The following is a 24663-nucleotide window of genomic DNA, read 5'->3' on the forward strand; positions in this document are numbered from 1 at the left end:
TGGTTTGGCAATTCCTATCGTCTCCGGCCATTTTCTGCCACCCCCATAGCTGACGAATGGTGCCACTTCACAGCACGACGCGGACTGGGGCGCGTCGGGCCGGCCGCCCGCGGCTGACCTCGGGATCTGCGGCATCGCCATTGATGGCCGTCGGCGGAGGTCGGGCTGGGAACTGCTCGGCGAAACGGGGAAGTCACGACCTGGGCCGTGCCCCCGGTGCCGGCAGGGGATTTGACGGTGATATCGGTCGGAAAATGTGACGAGGCCGCCGCCCCGCCCTTGGGTGAACCCTCTTGCCGAGAGCGGCCCCTGGCTCTGAAAGCTCCGCGCGGTGAATCTCTATTGATACTGGACCGATCGGTCCACGCCCCGGTGTGGGAATCATGTCACGATACGAAGCTTCTGTCAAAAGGTAAACAAGCGGTAAGGCGTCGAGCCCCCCGGGGTCATGGGGGAGGGCCGCGGGAGCCCCGCGGGAGGGGCGGGGAATCTGGTGGAGACCCGTAGAGACAGCGCGGCCGGTCCGGGTCCAAGGTCGCCTGACGGGCAGACCCCGGACGCCCAGGACCAGGGAGGAAACGTGGAGCAGTCACAGCGGGTGGTGCTGATCAGCGGTGCGAGCCGCGGGATCGGAGCGGCTACCGCGCGGGAGATGGGAAGGCGCGGCTACCACGTGGTCGTGAACTACCGTCAGAACGCCGACGCGGCAGCGGAGGTGGTGCGTTCGATCGAGGCCGCGGGCGGATCGGCCCAGGCGCTGCGGGCCGATGTCTGCGACCCCGGGCAGGTGTCCGGGATGCTCGACCGCGTCCGCGCCGACCGGGGTCGCCTCGACGCCCTGGTCTGCAACGCCAACACGGTGAACCCGCCGTTCGAGCCCCTGCTCACGCTCTCCTGGGACCACTTCATCGGGAAGGTGACCGGGGAGTTGGCGGGAGCGTACTTCCTCACCCAGGCCGTGCTGGGCGCCATGGTGGAGGAGCGCAGGGGCCGGATCGTCTACGTCTCCAGCACCGCGGCGGACTCGATCGGCACCGTCGCGGCCCACTCCACGGCCAAGGCCGCGCTCAACACCTTCAGTCGGCACGTCGCGGGAGTCGCCGCCCAGTACGGGGTCGTCGTCAACACCGTCGCCTTCGGCGCGGTGCGGACCGACGCCACCGCGGGTGTCATGACGGACGACCTCCGCACGTTCATGGAGAGCCGGTCGGCGTCCGGCCGGCTGCTCGAGGCCGACGAGGCGGCCCGCAGCATCGCGATGCTCGCCGACGAGGACTTCAGCGGATCGGTGGGCCAGGTGATCCGGGTGGACGGCGGCTTCGAGGTCCTGGACCGGCAACTCAACCCGATGGTGCGGCACTTCGAGTAGACCCGCGGGCGCTCGCGTCGCGCCGGGTGCCCGCCGCGCACCGGGCGTCCCGTGGGGCCGGCCGCCGGCGCCCGGCCCCACGGGAGCGCCGTCAGCGGAAGCTGTGCGCCAGGGGGTGCAACTGCTGGTCGAGGACCTCGAAGCCGCCGTCGACCCGGATCACCTGGCCGGAGGTGAAGGCGAAGCCGTCGTCGGCGACGAGGGCCACGGCGCGCGCGGCGTCCGCCGGCTCCACCGGGCGTGCCGCCACCGAGCGGTCGGTCGTGTACTTCCAGAACTCCTCGCTGAACTCCGCCGTGGCGTCGGTGTGCACGGCGCCGAGGGCGACGGTGTTCACGGTCACCCCGTACTCGGCGGCGATGCCGGCGATGTGGCGGCTGAAGGTGTTCAGCGCCGCCTTGGCGACGGAGTGGGGCAGGGCCATGCCGATGGTGTCCGAGGCCGTGCTGGAGATGTAGACGATCCGACCCGACCGCTGTTCGCGCATGACGGCGAGCGTGCGCTGGGTGAGGAAGAAGGAGCCGGCGAGCTCCCCGTTGACCTTCGCGGCGAAGGCGTCCCAGCTCAGCTCGGCGAAGGAGGCGAAGGGCGGCGTCACGGTGTTGGCGTTGCAGATCAGCAGGTCGATGCGCCCGTGGTCGGCCCGCACCCGCTCGACGAGGGCGCCGACCTGGTCGGCGTCGCAGACGTCGGCCTGCGCCGCCTCGGCCGTGCCGCCGCGCGACTCGATCTCCGTGACCACGTCCGCCGCCGCCTCGGCGTCGCTCCGGTAGTTCACGATCACGTGGTAGCCGCGGCCGGCCAGCTCCTTGGCCGTCGCGGCGCCGATGTTGCGGCCCGCACCACTGATCAGGGCTATGCGCTTCGACTGCTTCACGGTGTCTCCCGTCGGGTGTCGCCGGCGTTCCTGCAGCTCGACCCTAGTCGCGCGGGGGAGTCGGAGGATTGCGGGCCGACCACAGGAAAGGCGTGCGGGCCTTGTGACGCCTGTCCCGCGGCTGCGACTCTCGGTCCGGTTCCGGCACGAGGCGGAACGGGATCCGAGGCGCTCGGGAGGATGCACGATGGCGGACGAGGTTGACCTGGCGGCACGGATCGACGAACTGTCGGCCAGAGTGCGGGAGCTGGAGGCGGTCCGTGAGCTCACCAAGCTGCGCAACGCCTTCCACCACTGCCTCAACTCGCAGGACTGGCAGGGCCTCGGCGCCCTGTTCACGAAGGACGCGCACCTGGGCTACGGAAGCTTCGGCGACGCCCGTGGGCGCGCGGCGATCCAGGAGTACTACAGCGCGCTGCTGCCGAAGATGGTCGAGCTCCAGGGCGCCTCCGAGGTGGCCCTGAGGAACTTCAACCAGGTCCACCAGGTGGAGGTCGAGGGCGACGACCGCGCGTCCGGCGCCTGTTTCTTCGTGGAGCACGTCCGGTTCGATCGGGCGGACCTGGTGCACCAGAGCGTCGGCCGGTTCTCCGACACCTATGTGTTCGAGGACGGACGGTGGCTGTTCGAACGCGTCGAACTGGAGCACTACTGGGTGGTTCCGCAGAACAAGGAGTGGCGCTGGCCCTGGTGAGGTCGCACGCGTGCGGCGGATTGACACGTGGATCAAACCGCTACTAGCGTGGTTGCAGTTGGATCGGCGAGGCGACCGTCGCGAAGGGGTCATCACGGTGAGCATCAGCAGCAGGAGCGCGGTCGCGATCCACGCACTCACCATGCTGGGGCGCTGGGACCACTCACTGACCTCCGTGGAGATCGCGGAGAGCCTGGCCAGCAATCCGGTTCTGGTGCGGCGGATCCTCGGCAGTCTGCGGGACGCCGGCCTGGTCCTGTCCACCGAGGGGCGCAACGGCGGCTGGTCGCTCGCCAAGCCCGCCCGCGAGATCACGCTCTACGACGCGTACACCGCGGTGGAGGTGGGGCCGATCCTTTCGCGGCACCCGCATCCGCCGAGCGCGGAGTGCGAGGTGGGGCGGAACATGCAGAAGCTGCTCGAGGCGGAGTTCCAGGACGCGGAGCGGGCCATGAAGGAACGGCTCGGGCGGACGACGATCGCCCACCTCGTCCGGCAAGTGCTGGCCAGTGAGCGGGAGCTCGCACAACGCGTCACCAGCTGACCGATGGCGGAGGCAGTGCCTCCGCCGTCCTTTTGCCCTAACTGTAACTATCATGGTGGCGGAAAGTCACCCGAAGGGCCTGGAATGACTTCCACGTCGACAACGACCGAGCGGACCGGCTCGGGGATGGGCTTACTCGCCGTCCTGATGCCGGCGATCCTCGCCACGGTCACGGCCAGCGACATGGTCAACCTGATGCTCCCGACGATCGGGTCCGAGTTCGGCGCCTCCGAGGCGGAACTCGCCTGGGTCGTCACCGGCTTCCTGCTGATGTTCTCCGTCGGGATCCCCCTGTACGGCCGCATCTCGGACCGGGTGAGCCTGCGCCGGCTCTTCGCGTTCGCGCTGCTCACCTACGCCCTCGGAAGCCTGATCTGCGCGCTCTCCCCGAACCTGGCCGTGCTCGTGACCGGGCGGATCGTGACGGGCATCGGCGCGGCCGCGATCCCGGTGCTCTCGATCATCGCCGTCACGACGCTGCTGCCGCCGGAGCGGCGCAGTGTCGGGATCGGCGTCGTCTCCGCCGGTGCGGGCGTCGGCACCGCCGCCGGACCGGCGCTGGGCGGCGGCATCGGGGACGCGCTCGGCTGGCCCGCGCTGTTCTGGATCATGCTCGCGGTCTCGCTGCTGCTGCTCGTCCCGGCCCTGCGCGTACTGCCGGACGAGACTCCGCAGGGCTCGGGCCGGCTCGACCTCCCCGGCGGCCTCCTGCTCGGCCTCGGCGCCGGCCTCGTCCTGTTCGGCATGACCCGGGCGCAGGTCTCCGGCTTCACCGACCCGCTGGCCTGGGGCAGCCTGTTGGTCGCCGTCGTGGCGCTGGTGGTCTTCGGGGTGCGCACCGTCCGGGTCGACCAGCCGTTCGTCCCGCCGGCGCTGTTCACCAACCGCGTCTACCGGACCGGCATCCTCGTCGCGTTCCTGGCGATGATCGTCAACCTCGGTGGTCTGGTGTTCGTCCCGCTGCTGCTCGTGGAGGTCAACGAACTCACCCCGGGCAAGGGCGCGTTGGTCATGATCCCGGCCGGCGTCGTGACCGCGCTCCTCTCGCCGTGGATCGGCCGCCTGGCCGGCCGCGTCAACGCGCGTGTCCTGGTGATCTTCGGGCTCGGCCTCATCGGGCTGTTCTCGCTGCTCCTCTCGTCCTTCACCGGCGGCTCCTCGGTGGTCTTCGCCGGCATCGGGATCCTCGGGCTGAGCATCGGCTTCATGTTCGTGATGACCACCATCATCGGAGCCGCGGCGAGCGAACTTCCGCCCGAGCAGGTCGGTGTCGGTCTCGGGATCCTCCAGGGCGCCCAGTTCCTCGGGGCCGGTACCGGCCCGGCCGTGTTCGGTGTGCTGGTGTCCGCGAGGCAGCAGAGCGGCAGCGACGCCATCAACCCCCTCTTCTCCGGCCACCACGGTGCGGCCTACTCCGACGTCTTCCTGGCCATGGCCGTGGTCGTCGTCCTCACGCTCGTCGTCGCGTCCCGGATGCGTCCCACGGCGGCGGCCGCGGCCGGAGCGAACGACGAGGCGGGAGCGAAGGGCGAGGCCGGAGCGAAGAGCGAGGCCGCGGCGAAGGCCGAGGCGGCCCCGGTGGCCGCGTCGGCGCAGGAAGTGAACAACGTCCAGTAGGAACGCGACTCGCCCCGTCCGGGGCGCACCGGATCCACCGAGTGTTGGTTGACGAGCTTGCGAGTGACAAGGGGACCGGCATGACCACGAAGCGGACTTTCTCCCAGGACGACAAGGAATACGAGGCGTTGTACGCGGGGCGCGCGTCCTTCGACGGCGTCGCCCCCGGTGAGGTGTTGATCCCCTGGGACATCGGCGAGCCCCAGCGGGCCGTGGTGGACCTGGCGCGCGCGGGAGGCTTCAGCGGCAAGGTGCTCGACGTGGGCTGCGGACTGGGCGAGAACGCCATCCTGCTGGCGGGCCAGGGGTACGAGGTGACCGGCGTGGACGGTTCGCCCAGCGCGATCGAGGAGGCGGCGCGGCGGGCCGGGGCCCAGGGCGCGCGGGTGCGGTTCCTGACCTCGGACGCCACCGAACTGGACGGTGTCGGAAGCGACTTCGACACCGCGCTCGACAGCGGCCTCTACCACTGCCTGAACGACGAGCAGCGCTCGGCGTACGCCGCCGCGCTCCACCGGGTGTGCCGGCCGGGTGCCACGCTGCACCTGTTCTGCTTCGCGGAGTCCATGCCGTCGGGGACGCCGATCACGGAGGAGGCCCTGGTCAGCGAGGCCAACCTGCACGCGAACCTCGGCCCGCACTGGGAGATCGAGGACATCGCCGAAGCCGTCTTCGCGACGACCTTCACCCGCGAGATCCTGGCCAAGCTGGGTACGGCGGGCGCCCCGGATACCGGGGTCAGGCCGGGCCCGGACGCGATCCGGGTGGACGAGCGCGGGCGGGTGCTGACACCGATGTCCCATGTGCGTGCGCGGCGCAGGTGAGGCTCCGTCGTCCTGGGCCGCGCGGGTGGCGCGGCCCAGGGCCCGCGCACGGTGGCCGCGGTGCGCCGCAAGTGCGGTCGTGACGACCGGTGTTCGGCCGGGACGGGACCGAATGGTCTGCTAGCCTCGGCCCATGGCCCGGAAACCTGCTGCCGGTACCCGCGAGCGCATCCTGGACGCCGCTGCCCACCTCTTCGACCAGCGGGGCGTGCACGCGGTCGGCATGCAGCAGATCATCGACGAGGCCGGCTGCGGAAAGCAGTTGCTCTACCGGGAGTTCTCCGGCAAGGACCAGCTGGTGGTGGCCTACCTGGAGCGGTCCGCCGAGGACTGGGACCGGCTCGTGACCGGTGTGTGCGCCGCGGTGCAGTCACCGGAGGAGCGGCTCGTCGAGTTGGTCCGGGCGGTCCGGGCCATGGCGCCGAACGCCAGGGGCTGCCCGCTGCGCAACACCCAGGCGGAGTTCCCCGACCCGGACCACCCGGCGCACCAGGTCTCCGTGAAGCACTTCCGGCGCGTGCGCGAGCAACTGCGGGACCTCGCGCGCAGGACCTCGGCCGCGAACCCGGAGCGGCTCGGCGACCGGATCATGCTGATCATCGACGGTGTCTACGTGAACGGGTCGACCCTGGGTTCCACCGGTGCCGCGGAAGCGGCCGTCGAGTTCGCCGGCGACGTGGTCCGGGCGGAGATCGCCGCCGCGGTCGGCTGATCTCCTGACGCCGAACCCTTTTCCCGATTTCTCTCTTTCCCGATTTCTCTCTTTTTCGCAATCCGTCCCGGGGTGAAGTCTGCCCGCGGGCGGGAGCTCTTCTGCTGCGCAGAATCTCACGACCCAGTGTTCCGAGGAGGATCACGGTGAAGACCATTGTTGTCACGGGGGGCACTTCCGGTATCGGGCAGGCGCTCGCGAACACCTATCTCGGCCGGGGCGACCAGGTGGTCGTCATCGCTCCGGACCCGGTGAAGGGGAAGAAGTACCTCGACACGGCGCAGAAGTCGGGCGCGGCCGACCGCGCCTTCTTCATCGAGGCCGACCTCAGCCTCGTCAGCGAGAACCGGCGCGTCATCGCGGAGATCGAGGACCGGTTCGAGGCGGTGGACGTCCTCGTGCTGTGCGCGCGGTACTTCCGCAGCCACCGGATGGTGACCTCCGAGGGGATCGAGCACAACTTCGCGCTGTACTACCTCAGCCGGTACCTGCTCGGGTACGGCCTGGCGGACCTGATGAACAAGGCCGAGACGCCGGTCGTGATGAACATCGCCGGTCCCGGTGTGGGGGCGCCGGGCGTCCGCTGGAACGACCTCGGCCTCGAACGGGGCTACGACGGCTGGTCGGCCATGTTCCAGGGCGGCCGGCTCAACGACCTCCTCGGCGTCTCGTTCGCCGAGGGCGGGAGCGCGCGTCGCGCCCGGTACGTGCTGCTGTTCCCCGGTGGGACGCGCACCGGCTTCGCGGGCGAGTTCGACGCCGCCACCGCGGCGCACATCGACCAGATGAAGCGGGCCGCGCAGCCGGTCGAGTTCACCGTCCCGCCGATCCTCGAGATCATCGACGCCCCGCCGCGGGAGCCGCTGAGCGCCTTCGTGGAGGGCACGCCCCTCAGCCTCCTGCGCCCGGCGTTCGACAAGGGCGCCGCGGCGCGGCTCGACGGCATCACCCGGGAACTCCTGCGCGAGAAGGCGAGCGCCTCATGACGAACCGCCCGCAACCGGTGGCCGCTCCGCGCTGAATCGCCCTCGTGCCGTCAGGAAGGAAATGAACGCCATGACCGAACCGGTGTCGATGCCGCACAACCACCGTCAGGCCGAGTGTCCGTTCCGGCCCGGGCCCGCTCTGGTGGAACTGCACCAGGACCCGTCGCTGCACCGGGTCCCGGTGCCGAACTCCCAGCTCGGCGAGGTCGGAGCCGTCCTCATCACCCGGGAGGACGACGCCCGTACGGTGCTGTCCGACGCCCGCCACGAGGTCGGGTTCGCCTTCGATCCGCACTGGACCGGCCCGCGCTCGGTGATGAACCAGCCGGGCGTCCTGCTCAACTACGACGGGGACGAGCACACCCGGTACCGCCGGATGCAGGCCGGCGCCTTCACGATGAAGCGGATCCGGGCGCTCAGCGGCGTGATCGAGCAGATCGTCGAGAAGCACCTCGACGCGGTGGAGGCGGCCGGTCCGGGCGCCGACCTGATCAGGACCTTCGCCGAACCGCTGCCCCTGATCGTGATCTGCGAGCTGCTGGGGGCACCGCTCGAGGACCGGGCGGGCATCCTGGAGCGCAGTTCGATCGCGAGCAGCGTCGACACCACGCTGGAGGTCCAGCAGGAGAACTTCGCGGCCATGACCGACTACATGGCCCAACTGGTCGCCGCGCACCGGTGGGACCCGGGCGACAACATCCTCGGGGACCTGGTGCGCAAGCACGGCGAGGAGCTCAGCAACGACGAACTCGTCGGCATGGGCCTGGACGTCCTCGTGGCCGGACACGGGACGCTCTCCGGCATGATCGGGCTCAGCGTCCTCGCCCTGTTGTCGCACCCGGAGCAGCTGGCGGTCCTGCGCGACGAGGACGAGCTGTCCGGTGGCGCCGTCGAGGAGCTGCTGCGGTTCCTCGCGGTGGCGCCCCCGCTGGTCAGGAGGGCGAGCACCGACCTGTCGGTCAACGGCCAGGAGGTACGCGCCGGCGAGTACGTCGTCGTCTCGACGCTGATGGCCAACCACGGCGCCGACCTGCCCTCGCCCGCGGACGCGCTCGACCTGCGCCGCAAGCCGGTGCCGCACCTGGCCTTCGGCTACGGCCGACACCAGTGCGTCGGTCAGCAGCTCGCCCGCCTCGAACTCGGCATCGCGCTGCCCGCGCTGTTCCGCCGCTTCCCCGGCCTGCGGCTCGCCGTCCCGTTCGAGGAGATCGAGTACCGCACGGAGTCGCTGGTGTACGGGGTCAGGAGCCTTCCCGTCGAGTGGTGACCGTGTGGCCTTCCGCCCGGGGACGCCCCGGGCGGAAGGCCACACACGCGTGAGCCGCCCTCCTGGTCGGAGGGCGGCTCCGGGCTGCTCGCGGGCCGCTCGCGACGGGCGGTCGGGGGTCAGCCGCGCGGCCGCGGCCCCTGCGCCACGCGGATGGCGGCGGCCGGGCAGAGGGCCGCCGCCGCGCGCACCCCGTCGTGGGCCGCGGCGGGCGGCCGGGCGTCGAGCAGGATGACGACACCGTCCTCGTCACGCTGGTCGAAGACCTCCGGCGCGGTCATCACGCACTGCCCCGAGGCCACGCAGCGGTCCTCCTCGACGGTGATCTCCAGGGAAGCGGTCATGGCGAGTTCCTCTCCGTGCGCGGCCCGGGGCCGACGCGGGCGACGCCCGGCCGGCCGGAGCGCGTCCCGGTGACCGCGACGCCGACCCCGGCCGCCCCGGCGAGCGCGACGGCCAGGAGCGCCGGCCGGTGGCCGCCGAAATGGGTGAGCAGGGCGGCGGTCAGCGGCAGCATCAGGACGCCGCCGAGCTGCACGCCCGTCTGGAACAGCGGCACCGCCGCCGCGCGCAGGCCCGGTTCGACGTCCTGGGTGGCCTGCATGTTCAGGGCGGCGAAGGACAGGGCCATGGCGGCGCCGACGAGGAGGAGCGTCGGCAGCAGACCACCGGCGTACGAGGCGGGTTCGGGGCGCAGCAGCAGGAGCAGCTGGCCCGCGAACGCGGCCGCCGCCCCGGCGGCGATCTGCCGCCGGGTACCGAAGCGGGCGACCAGGCGGCCGGCGAACGGCACGGACACCGCGAGCGGCACGCACGCGGGGAGCAGCGCCAGCGCCACCTGCCAGGGCCGCCACCCGAAGCGGTCGTGCGCCTGGAAGGTGACCAGGAGGAGCAGTGCCGCGTAGGTGCCGTTGAGGGTGGCCGCGCCGAGCGTCGCGCGGATGAGCGAGCCGTTGCGGGCGAGTTCCGCCGTCAGGCGCGGCGGCGTCCGGCGTCCGGTGTCCGGGATCACCCGCAGGCCCCACACCAGGAGCACGAGGGCGAGCGGCGCGGGGAACAGGAACGTCCAGCGCCAGCTCGCCGCGGTGAGCACCCCGGAGAGCAGCAGGCCGAGGGTGAACCCGGCCGCGCCGAACAGGGAGTACACCGACACGGCCCGCCGCTGCGGCGGGCCGTCGGGGACCGTGGTGGTGATCAGGGCCAGCCCGGCGGGCGCGGTGAGCGCGGCGCAGCCGCCCTTGAGGACGCGCGAGGCGATCAGGAGGGCGGTCGAGTCGGCCAGGCCGCCCGCCACCGAGGCCGCGGCGAACACCAGCATCGCCACGAGGTAGCAGCGGCGCAGGCCCCAACGGGCGGTGGCGCGGGGGCCGAGGAGCAGCATCGCGGCGAATCCGGCGGCGAAGCCGCCCATCAGCCACTGCACCGTCCACACGGACAGGCCGCGGTCGGCGCCGATCCAGGGCAGGGCGACGAGGACCACCGAGACCTCGATGGCGTCGAGGACCATGTTGCCCGACAGGATGAACAGGAGCCGCCAGGTGCCCTGTCGGGCCGGCGCGGAGAGGGGCTGCGCGGCGGGCGCCTCAGTCACCTGCGGGCACCTTGCCCGGGCGGGATCCGGCGCCGGCGTCGGGCCCGGTGGCGTCGGACCCGGCGGCCTCGGCGAGCAGCGCGGGCAGGCGCTCGCTGACCAACTCGATGTTGCGCACGACGAGGTCGTCCGGCATCCCGGCGATGCTCGCCCAGAAGATCAGGTGCTTCACCGGGAGGCCCTTGGTCCGCTCGTGGATGCGGGCCGCGGCGTCCTCGGGGGTGAGGATCTCCAGCGTCGACCAGGAGCCGTCGGCCTTCGGCGCCTCCGGGAAGTCGTCGGCGCCGAGCAGCGGCGGCCTGGGGTGGTCCGTGCCCTCCACCGAGCCCTGCCGGTAGGTGTTCATCTGGTGGGCGAGGTGCGGTGCGACGCGGGGCCAGGCCGCTTCGGGGTCGTCGGCGAGCATCACGGGGAGCAGGTCGGAGACCCGGGCGAGCTCGGGGTCGTGGCCGCCCTCGATCAGGCCCTCGCGGTAGTGCCCGTACGACGCGTGCGAGATGTGCAGGAGACCGATGCCGAGCCGGCCCGCGATGCGGGCGCCGCGCGGACCGTAGAAGCCGCCCCACAGCGGGACCGGCGACTGGAGCGGTCCCGGGGTGATGCCGCCCTCCTCCCAGAGCCGCCTGACCTCGCTGATGTTGCGTTCGACCTGGGTGAAGCGGCTCGTGAAGTCGGCGTCGAACAGGTCGTACTCGGGCACCCGGTAGCCGGCGCCGAAGCCGATCTCCAGCCGGCCGCCGCTGATCAGGTCGACGACCGCGGCGTCCTCGGCGAGCTGGGCGGGCTTGTGGAGGTTGGGGAGCACGACCGCGGTGCCGATGCGGGCGTTGCGGGTGCGGGCGGCGGCGGCCGCGGCGAACGTCAGGGGCGAGGGCAGGTAGCCGTCCTTGAAGAGGTGGTGCTCGGTGAACCAGAGGCCGTTCGCGCCGAGCCGGTCGGCCTCCTCGCAGAACTCGAGGGAGCGGGCGTAGTGGTCGGCCCAGGGCCGGTGCCACTGGTCGGGGTTGCGCAGGTCGAAGAGAAGTCCGACATCCATGCTCTGGTCTCCGTGTCTTGGGGGGTGCGGTGCTCAACTGGGGCCGTGCCGCCAGGTCCTCGGGCCCCGGAAGCCGGGCGCGCGCTCCAGGCGGCGCCAGCGCGCCGACGGGTGCCCGGACTCCCGCGGCTCCTCCTGAGCCGCGGCCAGCCGGGCGTACAGGACGGTGACGAGGGCGCCCAGCTCGATCGGGTCCGGGCTGCCCCGCTCCACGCGCAGGAACGAGGACCCGTCGGAGCCGGCCGGCCGGCCGCTCACTGCGGGGGGTTGCCGTGCTTGCGCTGCGGCAGGTCGACGTCCTTGCGGCGCAGCATCGCGAACGCGCGGATCAGGACGGAGCGGGTGTCGCCGGGGTGGATGACGTCGTCGACCAGGCCGCGTTCGGCCGCGTAGTAGGGGTGGACGAGCTCCCGCCGGTACTCCTTGATCTTCTGCTCGCGGGTGGCGGCCGGGTCCTGGGCCGCGGCGATCTCACGGCGGAAGACGACGTCGGCCGCGGCCTCCGCGCCCATCACCGCGATCTCGTTGGTGGGCCAGGCGTAGGACAGGTCGGCGCCGATGGAGCGGGAGTCCATCACGATGTACGCGCCGCCGTAGGCCTTGCGCAGGATCACCGAGACCCGGGGCACGGTCGCGTTGCAGTAGGCGTAGAGGAGCTTCGCGCCGCGCCGGATGATGCCCTCGTGCTCCTGGTCGACGCCGGGCAGGAAGCCCGGCACGTCGACGAGGGTGAGAAGCGGGATGTTGAAGGCGTCGCAGAACTGCACGAACCGCGCGCCCTTCTCGCTGGCCTTGATGTCCAGGACGCCGGCCAGCGAGGACGGCTGGCTCGCGACGACGCCGATCACCTGGCCGTCGAGCCGGGCCAGGGCGCACACGAGGTTGGCGCCCCACTGGGCGTGCACCTCCAGCACCTCGTCGTCGTCGACGATCTCGGTGATCACGTCGCGGATGTCGTACGACCGGTTGCCGTCGGCGGGCACCAGGTCGAGCAGGCGGTCCACGCGCCGGTCGGCCGGGTCGCCGTTCGGGGCCGCGGGCGGCAGCTCCCGGTTGTTGGACGGCAGCATCGACAGCAGCAGGCGCACGTCCGCGAGGCAGCTCTCCTCGTCGTCGTGCACGAAGTGCGCGACGCCCGACACGCCGCCGTGCACGTCGGCGCCGCCGAGCCCGTCCTGGGTGACCTGTTCGCCCGTCACCGAACGCACCACGTCCGGGCCCGTGATGAACATCTGCGAGATGCCGCGGACCGCGAACACGAAGTCGGTGAGCGCGGGCGAGTAGGCCGCGCCGCCGGCGCAGGGCCCGAGCATCACGCTGATCTGCGGGATGACCCCGGAGGCGCGGGTGTTGCGCTGGAAGATGCCGCCGTACCCGGCGAGCGCCGAGACGCCCTCCTGGATGCGGGCGCCCGCTCCGTCGTTCAGCGAGACCAGCGGGGCGCCCGCCGCGATGGCCATGTCCATGATCTTCTGGATCTTCTGGGCGTGCGCCTCGCCGAGCGCGCCGCCGAAGATGCGGAAGTCGTGCGCGTACACGAAGACCGTCCGGCCCTCGACGGTGCCCCAGCCCGTGACCACGCCGTCGGTGTGGGGGCGCTTCGCCTCCAGGCCGAAGCCGGTCGCCCGGTGCCGCCGAAGCTGCTCCACCTCGGTGAAGGAGCCCGGGTCGAGCAGCAGGTCGATGCGTTCGTACGCGGTGAGCTTGCCCTTGGCGTGTTGGCGCTCGGTGGCCTTCGGGTCGGCTCCGAGCCGCGCCAGTTCCTTGAGTTCCCTGAGTTCGCCGAGCCGGTCGCCGGCGGTGGTCACGGGTGCCTGCGCGGTGGTCATCGTCGCTCCTGGTGGTCCGGTCGGATCGGCTCAGGTCGGGTCAGCCGAGCAGGGTGCCGCCGCTGGCGTCGACGAAGGACCCGGTGATCCAGCGGGCCTCGTCGGTGGCCAGGAAGGTCACGACGTCCGCGACGTCCCCCGCCTGGCCGACCCGCTTGAACGCGGACAGCTGGGCCATCTGCTCCACGGCCTCGGGGATGTCGAAGACCGCGCTGCCGTTGTCGGTGATGCCGGGCGCCACGCTGTTCACGGTGATGCCGCGCGGGGCGAGGTGCCGGGCGAAGTGCAGCGAGAGCTGCTCGATGGCGCCCTTCGTCATGGCGTACGCCACCTGGTCGGGGCTGGCGAAACGGGTGAGACCCGACGAGATGTTGATGACGCGGCCGCCGTCGGCGAGCAGCGGGAGCGCCCGCTGCACGATGAAGAACGGGGCCTTCGCGTTCACGGCGAAGAGCCGGTCGAACTCCTCGGCGGTGACGTCCTCGGGGGCGAGCCCGGCCGGAGTGGTGGCGCCCGCGTTGTTGACCAGGATGTCGAGCCTGGTCTCCCCGGTCCGCTCCTTCAGGCCCCGCTCCACGCCGAGGAACAGCTCGTGCACGTCGCCGGGGACGCCGAGCGGCGCGCGGACCGGGAAGGCGCGCCCGCCGTCCCGCTCGATCAGCTCCACGGTCTCGTCGGCGGAGGCCCGGTCGGAGGCGTAGTGCACGATGACGAGGGCGCCCTCCCGGGCGAGGCGCTGTGCGGTGGCGCGGCCGATGCCCCGGCTGGAACCGGTGACCAGCGCCGTCTTGTCGGTGAGCCTGCCCATCGTGGAACTCCTGTCGGTCGATGCGGTCGGGGCGGGTGGGGCGCCCGCGAGGGGGGAGGTGTGCGGTGCCGTGGGGGCGTGGGGGCGGCCGAGGCCGCTGATCATGCGGGCCAGGTGGCGGCGGACCCGGGCCAGGCCGAGGAGTTCGCCGAACACGTCCCGCAGGTGCTCCACTTCGGGCCCGCCGAGGAGCAGCAGCGACTGCGCCCGGATGTTGTCGAGGGTGTGCGCGCCGATGGGCCTGCGCACGAGGTCGTAGCCGTCGAGCAGGTCGTCGCGGTCCTCGGACCCGACCCGTTCCGCGAGGCGCCCGCCGAGTTCGGCGGCGTCCTGCAGGCCCAGGTTGAGCGCCTGCCCGCCGACCGGCATCTGCACGTGGGCGGCGTCGCCCGCGAGCAGGACCCGGCCCCTGCGGTACCGGGTCGCCTGCCGGCTCGTGTTGTCGAAGGCGTTCAGCCACCGGGGCGTGCCGTGGCCGATGTCCTCACCGGTGACCTCCGCCCACGCGGTGACGACCTCGTCGAACGTGGGCGGCCCGGTGCGCTCCTTCGGGTCCGTGCCGAAGACGTGGACCATCACCCGGGTGCTGCCGTCCGGCCAACGGTGCGCCACGGCAAGGCCGTTGGGGTGCCGCTCGAAGCGCCGGGCCGGCACGTCGATGCCCGCCACGTCGGCCCGCAGCATCTCGCGGGTCGCGGCGTGGCCCGCGAACTCGAAGCCGGCGAGCCGTCGTACGGTGCTGTCGCCTCCGTCGCACCCCACCACGAACGCGGCGGTGACGCGGACGCGTTCGCCGTCCTCCCCGACGGCCTCGACCAGGACGTGCCCGTCCCGGTCGGTCAGGGACACCACGCGAAGCCCGCGCCGCAGCCGCGCCCCGAGCTCCACGGCCCGCTCCTGGAGGACCGACTCGATGCGGGTCTGCGGGCACTTCCACTGGCCGGCGTACCGGTGGCCGGGGTCCGCGGCGGTCAGGTCGAGCCGCATGCCCCCGAAGTGGCCGGGGCCGCCGTCCGGCAGCTCACCGAGCCGCTCGAGGATGCCGCGCTCCTCGAACAGCGTCATGGTGCGGGCGTGCAGCGTGGACGCCCGGGACTCGGTCATCGGCGCGCCGAGCCGTTCCAGGACGGTGGTGCGCACGCCGTGCGTGCGCAGGTCCCCGGCGAGCAGCAGCCCGACGGGCCCCGCGCCGACGATCACCACGTCGGTGTCCGTCGGGGGAGTCGAGGTGGACGGCATGGGTCAGCGCCGCGCTTCCGCGTACCGCTTGGCGTGCTCCAGGGTGGCCCGGCTGTTGGTGCCGAGCGCGTCGCGCAGGAACGTCCTGGCCCGCTCGACGTCCGCGTCCCGACCCAGGATCCTGGCGATGTTCTCCGCGTTGACGACGACGGTGTGCTGCGAGGAGGCCGTGACGATCCCGTCCTCGCCCTCCTCGAACTGCCAGGTCCCGGTGTGCAGCGTCATGAGCGCGGGCAGCGTGGTCTGCTTGTACGCGATCCGCCGGTGCGGGAGGCACACCCGCACCGACTCGGTGGTGTGGGTGGAGCCGTCCCTGGCGACGGTGTCCATCCGCAGGACCTGTAGGCCGGGGGTGTCCTCGGTGAGCTTGACGGTACCGACGTGCGGCAGGCGCTCGACCCACCGGTCGGCCTCGTTGACGAAGTCGTACAGGTCCTTCGCGGACCCCTCGACCCGCACCGAGTCCGTGAACGACAGCGTCAACTCCGCGGTCCGCGCGGCCTCTTCGAGCCCGGCCTTGAGCGAGGGCAGCTCGGCGCGGCTGTTGCTGTCGACCGCCTCGTCGATCCAGGCGAGCGACCCGGGGTCGTCGTCGACGGCCCGGTAGGAGTGCAGCAGCCGCAGCCGGGTCTCCTCCGGGCCCAGCGGCTCGATGATCCAGGTGCCGCTCATCTCGGCGATCGGCGGGGACGACACCTCCTGCCGGAAGGTGATGCGCAGCCCCTCCGGGTCGAGGTCGCGGCGCGAGGTCCAGTTCTTGGCCTCGCCGTTGGCGGTGGCCCAGATCCGGATCCGCTCCCGGTCGCCCTCCCGCTCCAGGGTCTCGACGTACACGTTCGGCGGGAACAGGCGCGGCCAGTTCTCCACCTCGGCGAGCAGCCGGTAGACCTCCTTCGCCGTCGCCGCGACGGTGATCTCGTGCTCGACCTCACGGGTCGTCATGATGGGTGCTCCTCAGTCGGGTCGGGCGGGATCAGAAGTTGCCGAGGCCGCCGCACACGTTCAGCGCCTGGGCGGTGATGGAACCCGCCAGGTCGGAGGCGAGGTAGCCGACCAGGCCCGCGACCTCCTCGGGCGTCGAGTACCGGCCGAGCGGGATCTTCGACCGGAACTTCTCCAGGATCGCGTCCTCGGTGGTGCCGTACGCGTCCGCGTAGCCCTGGCGGACCCGCTGCGCCATGGGGGTCTCCACGTAGCCGGGGCACACCGCGTTCACCGTGACGCCGGTCGGCGCGAGCTCGTTGCCGAGGGCCTTGGTGAAGCCGACCACGCCGTGCTTGGACGCCGAGTAGGGGGCGCCGAGCACCACGCCCTGCTTGCCGGCGGTGGAGGCGATGTTGATGATGCGGCCGCGCGCCTTGGCGCGCATCCCGCCCGCGTTGAGGACCTCGCGGGTCACCAGGAACACGCTGGTGAGGTTGGTCGCGATGACGTCCTCCCACAGCTCGTCGGCCAGGTCGGCGGTCACCCCGCCGCCCGAGCGGCCCGCGTTGTTCACCAGGACGTCGATCGGCCCGAAGCGGGCGACCGCGGCCCGCACCACGTCGGCCACCTGCTCCTTGGAGCGCACGTCGCCGGTGGTGCCGTCCACGTCGAGGCCCTCGTCCCGCAGGGTCTTGACGGTCTCGGCGACGGCCTTCTCGTCGCGGGCGCACAGGAACACCCGGTGCCCCTGCTCGGCGAGCAGCCGGGCCGAGGCCAGGCCGATCCCGCTGGTCGCGCCGGTGACCAGGGCGACCCTGCGTGTGGTGGTGTCGGTCATGTTCGGCTCCCGGTCAGGCGGCGTGGGCGGCGGGCAGGTGGGCGGTGACGAGGTCGATCAGGGCGCGCGGGGTGCGGGCCTCGCCGAAGGCGTCCTCGTCGAGGCTGATCCCGTACTCGCGCTCGATGCGCCCGGCGGTCTCCAGGAGGGCGAGCGACTCGTAGCCGAGGTCGGCGAACTCGGTGTCGAGGATGTCCCCGTCCAGGTCGGCCTCCGCGTCGGCGCCGGCGGCCTCCAGGAGGATCCGCTTGAGCTCGGTGAGGGTGAAGTCGGTGGTGGACACGGGGTTCCTTCCGTCAGTGATGGGCGGCCCGCACGACCATCGCGGAGTTGAATCCGCCCTGGCCGCGGGCGAGTACGAGGGCGGCGCGCACCGCGTGGGGGCGGGGGGCGCCGGTGACCAGGTCGATGTCGTAGTCCGGGGACAGGGTGGAGCCGGTGGTCGGCGGGATCACGCCGTCGCGCATCGACAGGAACGCGGCCGCCAGGTCCAGCGGTGCCGCGCCCGAGTAGAGGCGGCCCGTCATCGTCTTCGGGGCGGTCACCGGTACGGCGCGCACCCCGAACACCTTGGTGATCGCCTCCGCCTCGGCCCGGTCCAGGTCGGGCACGGCCGCCGCGTCGGCGAACACCACGTCGATGTCGTCCGGCGCCAGGCCGGCGTCGGCCAGGGCCAGTTCCATGGCGCGCTGCAGGGTCGGCGCGCGGTCGCTGCCGGGCCGCGGGTCGACCGTGGAGGCGTGCCCGGCGATCTCCCCGTACACCTGCGGGGCGCCGCGTTCCAGGGCGTGCTCGGCGTTCTCCAGGACGAGCAGGGCGCCGCCCTCGCCCGGTACGTGGCCCGAGGCCCGGTCGTCGAAGGGCAGGTAGGCGCGGTCCGGGTCGTCGCTGGTGGTCAGGCGCCCGCTGGTCAGCTGGGCCACCCAGCCCCACGGGCAGATGGAGGCGTCGACCGCCCCGGAGATCACCATGCGGGTGCCCTTGCGGATCTGCCGGCGGGCCTGCGCCACCGCGTCGAGGCCGCCGGCCTGGTCGCTGACCACCACGCTGCTCGGGCCGCGCAGTCCGCCGCGGATGGAGATCTGGCCGCTGTTGACCGCGTAGAACCAGGCGAACGACTGGTAGGCGCTGACGTACTGGCCGCCCTTGCTCCACAGCGCGCGCAGCTCGTTCTGCCCGAACTCGAAGCCGCCGGAGTGGCTCGCCGTGATGACGCCGACGTCGTAGTCGGGCAGCTCGGACGGGACGACGCCCGCGTCGGCGAACGCCCAGTCGGCGCCGACCAGGGCGAGGCGGGTCATCCGGTCCGTCTGCGGGAGCAGCCTGCCGGGAAGGTGCTCCTTGGCGTCGAAGCCGTGGATCTCGCCCGCGAGCCGGGAGTCGTACGGCGTCGGGTCGAACCGGGTGACCCGGCCGATCGCGCCCCGTCCGGCGAGCGTCGCCGCCCAGTAGTCCGCCAGCCCGAGGCCGGTGGGCGCGACGACGCCCAGTCCCGTGACCACCGTGCGCGAGCTCATCGGGCGCCCGCCCGGTCGGGGGCGGCGAGCACGATCGCGCTCTGGAAGCCGCCGAACCCACTGCCCACGGAGAGCACCGCGTCGGTCTTCCACTCCCGGGCCGTCAGCGGTACGTAGTCCAAGTCGCACTCCGGGTCGGGGTTGTGGAGGTTCGCGGTCGGGGGCACGACGTCGTGGGCCATGGCGAGGACCGAGGCGGCCACCTCGATCGAGCCGATCGCGCCGAGCGAGTGCCCCACCATCGACTTGATGGAGCTGACCGGCGTGCGGTACGCGTGGTCGCCGAGGCTGCGCTTGAACGCGGCCGTCTCGTGCCGGTCGTTCTGCTTGGTGCCGGAGCCGTGCGCGTTGATGTAGTCGATGTCCTGCGGGGCGAGCCGCGCCTCGTCGAGGGCGACCCGGATCGCCTCGGCCATCTCCTTGCCGTCGGGCCGCAGCCCCGTCATGTGGAAGGCGTTCGAGCGGGTCGCGAAGCCGGCGACCTCGGCGTAGATCCGCGCGCCGCGCCTGCGGGCGCTCTCCAGCTCCTCCAGGACGAAGACCGCCGAGCCCTCGCCCAGGACGAAGCCGTTGCGGCTGTTGTCGAAGGGGCGCGAGGCGTGCCGCGGATCGTCGTTGCGCGGTGTGGTCGCCTTGATCGCGTCGAAGCAGGCCACCGTGATGGGCGAGATGGGCGCGTCGGCGGCGCCCGCGATCATCACGTCCGCGGAGCCCTCCCGGATGACGTCGGCGGCGTATCCCACCGCGTCGAGACCGGAGGTGCAGCCGGTGGAGACGACCGTGCTCGGGCCCTCGGCGCCCACCGCCCAGGCGACCTCCGTAGCGAAGGAGCTGGGCACCATGTAGTTGTAGAGGTGCGGTACGGCGTAGGCCTGGTCGACCAGTTCGAGGCGGCCGCCGTCGCTGACGGTCCGGTACTCCTGGTCGAGGCCCATCGTGGCGCCGACCGCGCTGCCGATCGTCACTCCGGTGCGGTGCGGGGCGAGCGTCTCGAACTCCAGGCCGCTGTCGGCGACCGCCTCGCGCGCCGTGACCACCGCGAACTGCGCGGCCCGGTCCATCCGCCGGATCTCCTGGGGGGTGAGTCCGGACAGCTCCGCGTCGAAGTCGACCTCGGCGGCCACCTGCGAGCGGAACGGCGACGGGTCGAAGAACGAGATGCGGCGCGTCGCCGTGCGGCCGTCGGTGAGCAGCTTCCAGAAGCCCTTGGTGCCCTGACCGCCCGGCGCGGTCACCCCGACACCGGTGATCACGACCCGCCGGCCGTGGGCGTCGCCCATCACGCGCTCCATTCGTAGAAGCGGCGGGCCATGGCGTCCGCGGGGGAACGCCAGGTCGCCGGGTCGTACGCCTCGATGTACGGCCTGAGGTCCTCGCTGACCGTGGTGAACAGCGGGTCGGTCTTGGCCTCCTCGATGCGGCTCGCGCCGTTGTCGTCGTCGAAGTCCTGGAGGTGGAAGTACAGGCCCCGGTAGGAGAAGAGCTGGCGGCGGCGGGTGCCCATCCGGCCGGGCATGTCGGTGCGGTCGAAGGCGCCGAAGAGCTGGGCGACGTCCTGGGCCGAGGAGGGGGCCATCCTGGCCACGATCAGAGTGCTGTGCATGGTTTTCCCTACTCCCTTGCTTGTCGAGCGGGCCCGAACCAGCGGTCCAGGGCCATCGGTAGGTCGTGGTGGCTGCCGGGAGCGGCCCAGGCGACGTGTCCGTCCGGGCGCACGAGCACCGCCGAAGTGCCCTTCAGGTCGCTGCCGTCGGGTACGCCGACGGGGGTCGCCGTCACGATGTCGATCCGGTCCCGCCAGGCGTCGGCCCGCCCGCGCAGCGTCGCGTTGTCGTCGAGGTCGAGCAGCAGGCCGCGCCCGGTGCGCAGCAGCGCGGTGCTCGTGGTGCGCCCCCGCTCCCGGGTCAGGTCGAGGTGCGGCAGACGTGCGCCGAGCAGCGGACTGGGCCCGCCGCCGACGTCGTAGCGGATGTCGAGGCCGCTGACCCGCGCCGCGAGATGGCGGACCACCTCGGGGTGGACGAGGAGTTCGCCGAGCATCTCCCGTACGGGGGAGACCTCCTCGCCGCCGAGGATCAGCAGGCTCTGCGCCCGCGTGTTGGCCAGCAGCCGGCGGCCGACCTCGTGCCGCTCCTCGTGGTAGCTGTCGAGCAGCGCCTCGTGCGCCGTGCCCCGCACCACCGCGGCGAGTTTCCAGCCCAGGTTGACCGAGTCCTGGACGGAGGTGTTCATCCCCTGGCCGCCCGCGGGGAGGTGGACGTGCGCGGCGTCCCCGGCGAGCAGCACCCGGCCGCGCCGGTACTCGGTGGCCTGCCGGGCGGCGTCGCTGAACGAGCTCACCCAGACCGGCTCGGCACCGGTGAGGTCGATGCCCGTGAGCCGCTTCCACACGTCGGCGACCTCACCGAACTCCGGCGGCCCCGAACGGCGTTGCGGAGGGGTGCCGCGCTCTCCGACGATGATCCGGTGGATGCCGCCGGGCAGTTTGGCCACCATCACCAGGCCGCCGTCGGTGGGCTGCCCGGTCATCCGGGGCTCCAGGTCCACGCCCTTGAGGTCGGCGAGGAACAGCTCGGTGGTCGCGGGCGTGCCGGGGAAGTCGAATCCGGCGAGCTTGCGGACGGTGCTGCGACCGCCGTCGCAGCCCACCACGTAGCGGGCCCGCAGCGCCCGGGCCGAGTCACGGAGGATCACGGTCACGCCCTCGCCGTCCTCGGCGAGGCCGGTGACCTCCGTGCCGCGCCGGATGTCGGCGCCCAACTCCCGTGCCCAGGACTCCAGTACGGCCTCGGTGGCGGACTGGGGGATGGCGCGCGCCGACGCGTGGGCGGCGTTCAGGGCCGCCAGGTCGAGCGGGAGGCCGCCGAAGTGCCCCTCCTCGCTCGTCCGGATCCCGCCGAACCGGGGCAGCAGGCCGCGCTGGTCGAACACCTCCATCGTGCGGATGGTGAAGCCGATCCCGCGCGACTCGCCGGTCCGTTCCGGCAGTCGGTCGAGCACGATCGTGTCGACGCCCGCCAGACGCAGTTCTCCGGCCAGCATGAGACCGGCCGGCCCGGCGCCGACGACAATGACTGAAGCGTCCATGTGAATCTCCAGAGCGTCCGGGGAGCCGATCCCGGGGGTGGATGTCGGAAAATCCCTACTTGTTCTCGATGTTGGCGGCTATGCGAGCCAGTACGTCATTGGCGGCGAGGAATTCGGCTTCGGAGATTCCGGTGAGCGAGCGGGCCGCGTGGTCGTTCACCAGGACCTCGGCCCGCTGGTGCGCCGCGACGCCGGATTCGGTGAGCGTCACCGTGTCGCCCTGGCGGAGCACCCAGCCGCGGTCCACGAATCCGTCGACCACCGACCGGTAGGAGTCGGAACGGTCCACGGCCAGGAACGGGGAGAATGCCGCGTCGATGTCCGCGACGGTCCGCACGCCGATACCGATGGCGTGCAGAACCTGCCACTGCCGTCGGTTCAGATTCTCTCCGGCGAGGGCCTTCGCGGTGGCCTCGTCGAAGAGCCGGTGCAAATGCAGAAGCCAGTATCCGATGCGCTTGGTGGTGTTCTGCTGGAGCATGAAGCGCCTACTTCCTCGGCGGCGGGGAGGGATTCTCGACCCGCCTGTTCCAACTCGCGGTTGAATGTCCGACCACTCGACATTCGCATGATCGGCTGCCGCGCTACAAGGCTCCACGGGCAAGCCTACGGGCGACCCGCAGGGTCCCTTGCGGGTCGCCCGTAGGACCCTTTGTAGGAACCCCTGAGACGCGGCTCTTCCGGCGCGTCGGTGGGTGTGTCCACGCGGGTCGGCGGGGTGGCCACGCGGGTCGGCGGGCGCGGCCGTGACGGTGCCGGCGGCGGCGTAGCACCAGGGGCGGCGGGCACCGCGTCGGGTTCCGCGAAGCGAACCGTGGTCGGCGTGAGGAGCCGGGAAATGCGAAACGCCGCCCACCCGGACCACGGGTGAGCGGCGCGTGAACGGAGGGGTTACACGGCGGAGGAACAGTGGTCGGCCCGGAAGGAGGAGAGCCGCTGGGTGTGGAGTGCGGAGTGCAGCTCGCTCCGGCCGGAGATGGCGAGTTTGCGGTAGACGCTCGACAGGTGGAACTCGACGGTGCGGATCGCCAGGAAGAGGGTCTCGGCGATCTGCCGGTTGCTGTAGCCGGCGCTCGCCAGCTGGCCGATGTGCAGCTCCTGGCTGGTGAGGCTGGGGGCGTCCAGGCGCTCCAGGGCGGACCGCAGGCTGCGCTGCCGGCGCCGGTTGCCGCTCTCCCGGGCCACCATGAGGGCGGCCTCCAGGTGGCGGCGGCCCGCGGACTGGTTCTCGCGGTCGATCTGCAGGGTCCCGAGGTCGTCCAGGACCTGGATCAACTCGCCCCACGCGTAAGCGAGATGGAGCAGCACCACGGCCTCTTCCAGGAGCGCCACCGAGGTGTCGTCCCGGCGGGCGACCGCGACGGCGTGCAGCGCCAGGCCGATACAGCGCGGCGAGCCCCAGGTGCGGGCCGCGGCCAGTTCCTCCTCGGCCAGCGCGAGCGCGAGATCGCCCTGCTGGGTCGCGAGCGCGGCCGACGAGGCCCGTGAACGCCAGGGAATGACGGCGGGGTTGGCGACCTGGTGCTCGGCGAGCAGTCGTCCGCACGCCATGAAGTCCTTCAGGCTGTGCTGGAACTGGCCGGCCGCCTGCTGCAGCGCGCCGCGCGCGGCCAGGGTGTGGACGAGGTCCGGGCGGCTGCTGTCGAGCGGTCCGGCCAGGCCGTGCGCCCGCAGCACCTGGTGCGCGTGCCCCAGTTCGCCGGACAGGACGTGCGCCTCGATGAGCCAGGCGACGGCGAGCCCGCCGAGGTGCGGCGAGAGCCCGCGGGTCAGCTGTGCGGTGAGCAGGCCGGACGCCTCGACGCCGTGGCCCTCGAGCAGGCTGATCCGCGCGCGCAGCAGGGTCAGTACCTCCTGGTGCCGCGGTGAGCCGGACCAGCGGGCGTCGTCGGCCAGTCGACGGCACTCGGCGTGCGCGGTGACGATGTCGCCGGTGTAGAGGAGCGTCATGATCGCCGGCCACATGCCGTACGGGTCGCCGCGGTCCTCCTCCGCCGCGAGGGCCGCCTCGACCTGCTGGTGGACGAGGGCGCGCCTGATCCCCAGGTTGGCCAGTTCGACGGTGCGTAAGGAGAGGCCCCGCTCGGGAGGTGATATGTGTTCGTTCTCGACGGAGTCGAAGCGTCCCGGTACGTAGACGTCGCGGCCTTCCCGCAGGACCCCGGCCCTCGTCCCGGTCGCGGTGGCCGCCCGGGCCGCGGCGAGGTGTCTCGGCCGGGGCATGTTCCTGAGGTCGTGATCGAGCATCTTTTCCCCCTTGCTGTTCATCCGGTCACTGGCATCGATCTGCCGCCGGGCGCGGGCGCGGGCTGTCCCCGGGTGTATTCCGCTTCGTGGACGCCTCATTCGGATCCACGCTACAGGGCGCCCATTGCACACGCATCAACGATCCCGGCCGCCCGATAACGTGTCGACCGGTGGGTGCCGACCGAATGCCGGGGCGACGCCCGGTGCGCTGTCCCGGCGCGCTGACCTGGTGATTCCCGGGTGGGTTCGGGCGCGCTGTCCGGTGCGCTCCTTACGGCTTCCTGATGCGGGCGAGATGACGAAACGTGACCGTTGCCACAATCCGTCGACCGGTACGCCGATAGCGCCACCGGCGGAAATGTGTGGCGTTCCTCCGGGAAATGGGAAGAATTGATTCCATTTGCCTCACCGTGAGTGCCGGGGGCTTGAGTCGCGGATATCGGTGCGAAACGCGGACGGTGGCGGTGACGGTGGTGCCCATTCGGGAGGTCCCGGGGGGTTCGGCATTCGCGGATGCGGCGTCGTTCCCTCGGGGGCCGTGCACGCCGAGTCACCGTTCATGGTGCCGTGGTGGTGCTTCGGTGAAGAATTCGGCGCCGCGGGGATGAAACTCCGCCCATCTCGTTCCTTGAGACGGGGTGTCGGCTGTCGGTGCCG

At 72.0% G+C, this 24663-nt stretch carries 24 protein-coding genes; 8 read left to right on the forward strand and 16 right to left on the reverse strand.

Annotated elements, in window-relative coordinates; genetic code table 11:
• The first annotated feature begins 580 nt into the window (after positions 1–580).
• Complete coding sequence (locus ACGF13_RS34305) at positions 581–1369, forward strand: SDR family oxidoreductase (protein ID WP_392882895.1); 789 nt, start codon at positions 581–583, stop codon at positions 1367–1369.
• A gap of 91 nt (positions 1370–1460) precedes the next feature.
• Here the strand turns inward: ACGF13_RS34305 and ACGF13_RS34310 are convergent, their stop codons facing one another.
• A complete protein-coding gene (locus ACGF13_RS34310) occupies positions 1461–2246 on the reverse strand; it encodes an SDR family oxidoreductase (RefSeq protein ID WP_392882898.1) in 786 nt (261 codons plus the stop codon).
• A 187-nt stretch (positions 2247–2433) separates the two neighbouring features.
• Here ACGF13_RS34310 and ACGF13_RS34315 point away from each other — a divergent pair, with 187 nt between their 5' ends.
• From ACGF13_RS34315 to ACGF13_RS34345, 7 genes are all read left to right on the forward strand, one after another.
• Positions 2434–2940: a nuclear transport factor 2 family protein gene (locus ACGF13_RS34315; protein WP_392882900.1), complete on the forward strand. Its 507-nt coding sequence runs from the start codon at positions 2434–2436 to the stop codon at positions 2938–2940.
• A gap of 97 nt (positions 2941–3037) precedes the next feature.
• Positions 3038–3484 (forward strand): RrF2 family transcriptional regulator, encoded by a 447-nt coding sequence (locus ACGF13_RS34320; RefSeq protein ID WP_392882903.1) that lies wholly within the window; start codon positions 3038–3040, stop codon positions 3482–3484.
• An 84-nt stretch (positions 3485–3568) separates the two neighbouring features.
• On the forward strand, positions 3569–5101 hold the full coding sequence (locus tag ACGF13_RS34325) for an MFS transporter (RefSeq protein WP_392882905.1): 1533 nt from the start codon (positions 3569–3571) through the stop codon (positions 5099–5101).
• An 80-nt stretch (positions 5102–5181) separates the two neighbouring features.
• Positions 5182–5925, forward strand: a complete 744-nt coding sequence (locus tag ACGF13_RS34330) for a class I SAM-dependent methyltransferase (RefSeq protein WP_392882907.1) — start codon at positions 5182–5184, stop codon at positions 5923–5925.
• A 133-nt stretch (positions 5926–6058) separates the two neighbouring features.
• Complete coding sequence (locus ACGF13_RS34335; RefSeq protein WP_392882910.1) at positions 6059–6637, forward strand: TetR/AcrR family transcriptional regulator; 579 nt, start codon at positions 6059–6061, stop codon at positions 6635–6637.
• A 146-nt stretch (positions 6638–6783) separates the two neighbouring features.
• The gene (locus ACGF13_RS34340) at positions 6784–7623 is read left to right on the forward strand and encodes an SDR family NAD(P)-dependent oxidoreductase (RefSeq protein WP_392882912.1); all 840 of its coding nucleotides are present in this window, start codon (positions 6784–6786) and stop codon (positions 7621–7623) included.
• A 70-nt stretch (positions 7624–7693) separates the two neighbouring features.
• A complete protein-coding gene (locus ACGF13_RS34345) occupies positions 7694–8890 on the forward strand; it encodes a cytochrome P450 (RefSeq protein ID WP_392882914.1) in 1197 nt (398 codons plus the stop codon).
• A gap of 119 nt (positions 8891–9009) precedes the next feature.
• On the opposite strand, the gene ACGF13_RS34350 is transcribed toward ACGF13_RS34345, so the two are convergent.
• The 15 genes from ACGF13_RS34350 to ACGF13_RS34420 all read right to left on the reverse strand — a co-directional run bounded on the left by ACGF13_RS34350 (position 9010) and on the right by ACGF13_RS34420 (position 24006).
• The gene (locus ACGF13_RS34350; protein WP_392883004.1) at positions 9010–9222 is read right to left on the reverse strand and encodes a ferredoxin; all 213 of its coding nucleotides are present in this window, start codon (positions 9220–9222) and stop codon (positions 9010–9012) included.
• 8 nt (positions 9223–9230) lie between these two features.
• Positions 9231–10481 carry an MFS transporter gene (locus ACGF13_RS34355; RefSeq protein ID WP_392882916.1) on the reverse strand — a complete coding sequence of 417 codons (1251 nt, stop codon included), beginning with the start codon at positions 10479–10481 and terminating at the stop codon, positions 9231–9233.
• The gene (locus ACGF13_RS34360) at positions 10474–11517 is read right to left on the reverse strand and encodes an LLM class flavin-dependent oxidoreductase (RefSeq protein WP_392882918.1); all 1044 of its coding nucleotides are present in this window, start codon (positions 11515–11517) and stop codon (positions 10474–10476) included. Before ACGF13_RS34360 ends, ACGF13_RS34355 begins: the two co-directional genes overlap by 8 nt.
• Before the next feature lie 33 nt (positions 11518–11550).
• Entirely contained in the window at positions 11551–11775 is a 225-nt protein-coding gene (locus ACGF13_RS34365) for an acyl-CoA carboxylase subunit epsilon (protein ID WP_392882920.1), read from the reverse strand.
• Entirely contained in the window at positions 11772–13346 is a 1575-nt protein-coding gene (locus ACGF13_RS34370; protein ID WP_392882923.1) for an acyl-CoA carboxylase subunit beta, read from the reverse strand. Before ACGF13_RS34370 ends, ACGF13_RS34365 begins: the two co-directional genes overlap by 4 nt.
• Before the next feature lie 40 nt (positions 13347–13386).
• The gene (locus ACGF13_RS34375) at positions 13387–15393 is read right to left on the reverse strand and encodes an SDR family oxidoreductase (protein WP_392882926.1); all 2007 of its coding nucleotides are present in this window, start codon (positions 15391–15393) and stop codon (positions 13387–13389) included.
• A gap of 3 nt (positions 15394–15396) precedes the next feature.
• Entirely contained in the window at positions 15397–16335 is a 939-nt protein-coding gene (locus tag ACGF13_RS34380; RefSeq protein WP_392882928.1) for an aromatase/cyclase, read from the reverse strand.
• Between the two features lie 31 nt (positions 16336–16366).
• Positions 16367–17155, reverse strand: a complete 789-nt coding sequence (fabG, locus tag ACGF13_RS34385; protein WP_392882930.1) for a 3-oxoacyl-ACP reductase FabG — start codon at positions 17153–17155, stop codon at positions 16367–16369.
• Between the two features lie 13 nt (positions 17156–17168).
• Positions 17169–17438 carry an acyl carrier protein gene (locus tag ACGF13_RS34390; protein ID WP_392882932.1) on the reverse strand — a complete coding sequence of 90 codons (270 nt, stop codon included), beginning with the start codon at positions 17436–17438 and terminating at the stop codon, positions 17169–17171.
• 13 nt (positions 17439–17451) lie between these two features.
• A complete protein-coding gene (locus ACGF13_RS34395) occupies positions 17452–18672 on the reverse strand; it encodes a ketosynthase chain-length factor (RefSeq protein WP_392882934.1) in 1221 nt (406 codons plus the stop codon).
• Complete coding sequence (locus ACGF13_RS34400; protein WP_392882936.1) at positions 18669–19952, reverse strand: beta-ketoacyl-[acyl-carrier-protein] synthase family protein; 1284 nt, start codon at positions 19950–19952, stop codon at positions 18669–18671. The genes ACGF13_RS34395 and ACGF13_RS34400 overlap by 4 nt, the downstream gene beginning before the upstream one ends.
• Complete coding sequence (locus tag ACGF13_RS34405) at positions 19952–20275, reverse strand: TcmI family type II polyketide cyclase (protein ID WP_392882938.1); 324 nt, start codon at positions 20273–20275, stop codon at positions 19952–19954. Before ACGF13_RS34405 ends, ACGF13_RS34400 begins: the two co-directional genes overlap by 1 nt.
• Positions 20276–20283: 8 nt before the next feature.
• Positions 20284–21759 (reverse strand): FAD-dependent monooxygenase, encoded by a 1476-nt coding sequence (locus ACGF13_RS34410; RefSeq protein ID WP_392882941.1) that lies wholly within the window; start codon positions 21757–21759, stop codon positions 20284–20286.
• 55 nt (positions 21760–21814) lie between these two features.
• On the reverse strand, positions 21815–22240 hold the full coding sequence (locus ACGF13_RS34415; RefSeq protein ID WP_392882943.1) for a MarR family winged helix-turn-helix transcriptional regulator: 426 nt from the start codon (positions 22238–22240) through the stop codon (positions 21815–21817).
• A 410-nt stretch (positions 22241–22650) separates the two neighbouring features.
• Entirely contained in the window at positions 22651–24006 is a 1356-nt protein-coding gene (locus tag ACGF13_RS34420) for a LuxR C-terminal-related transcriptional regulator (RefSeq protein ID WP_392882945.1), read from the reverse strand.
• Positions 24007–24663 lie beyond the last annotated feature (657 nt).

It is taken from the genome of Kitasatospora sp. NPDC048286 (genome assembly GCF_043201735.1).
In the GTDB taxonomy this organism is placed as follows: Bacteria; Actinomycetota; Actinomycetes; order Streptomycetales; family Streptomycetaceae; genus Kitasatospora.

Bases quoted from the DNA above. Each gene is read 5' to 3' on its own strand.
- ACGF13_RS34375 (WP_392882926.1), bottom strand. From the start codon at position 15,393: ATGCCGTCCACCTCGACTCCCCCGACGGACACCGACGTGGTGATCGTC.
- ACGF13_RS34380 (WP_392882928.1), bottom strand. From the start codon at position 16,335: ATGACGACCCGTGAGGTCGAGCACGAGATCACCGTCGCGGCGACGGCG.
- ACGF13_RS34315 (WP_392882900.1), top strand. From the start codon at position 2,434: ATGGCGGACGAGGTTGACCTGGCGGCACGGATCGACGAACTGTCGGCC.
- ACGF13_RS34335 (WP_392882910.1), top strand. From the start codon at position 6,059: ATGGCCCGGAAACCTGCTGCCGGTACCCGCGAGCGCATCCTGGACGCC.
- ACGF13_RS34360 (WP_392882918.1), bottom strand. From the start codon at position 11,517: ATGGATGTCGGACTTCTCTTCGACCTGCGCAACCCCGACCAGTGGCAC.
- ACGF13_RS34345 (WP_392882914.1), top strand. From the start codon at position 7,694: ATGACCGAACCGGTGTCGATGCCGCACAACCACCGTCAGGCCGAGTGT.
- ACGF13_RS34330 (WP_392882907.1), top strand. From the start codon at position 5,182: ATGACCACGAAGCGGACTTTCTCCCAGGACGACAAGGAATACGAGGCG.
- ACGF13_RS34395 (WP_392882934.1), bottom strand. From the start codon at position 18,672: ATGAGCTCGCGCACGGTGGTCACGGGACTGGGCGTCGTCGCGCCCACC.
- ACGF13_RS34410 (WP_392882941.1), bottom strand. From the start codon at position 21,759: ATGGACGCTTCAGTCATTGTCGTCGGCGCCGGGCCGGCCGGTCTCATG.
- ACGF13_RS34400 (WP_392882936.1), bottom strand. From the start codon at position 19,952: ATGGGCGACGCCCACGGCCGGCGGGTCGTGATCACCGGTGTCGGGGTG.
- ACGF13_RS34405 (WP_392882938.1), bottom strand. From the start codon at position 20,275: ATGCACAGCACTCTGATCGTGGCCAGGATGGCCCCCTCCTCGGCCCAG.
- ACGF13_RS34325 (WP_392882905.1), top strand. From the start codon at position 3,569: ATGACTTCCACGTCGACAACGACCGAGCGGACCGGCTCGGGGATGGGC.
- ACGF13_RS34415 (WP_392882943.1), bottom strand. From the start codon at position 22,240: ATGCTCCAGCAGAACACCACCAAGCGCATCGGATACTGGCTTCTGCAT.
- fabG (WP_392882930.1), bottom strand. From the start codon at position 17,155: ATGACCGACACCACCACACGCAGGGTCGCCCTGGTCACCGGCGCGACC.
- ACGF13_RS34420 (WP_392882945.1), bottom strand. From the start codon at position 24,006: ATGCTCGATCACGACCTCAGGAACATGCCCCGGCCGAGACACCTCGCC.
- ACGF13_RS34370 (WP_392882923.1), bottom strand. From the start codon at position 13,346: ATGACCACCGCGCAGGCACCCGTGACCACCGCCGGCGACCGGCTCGGC.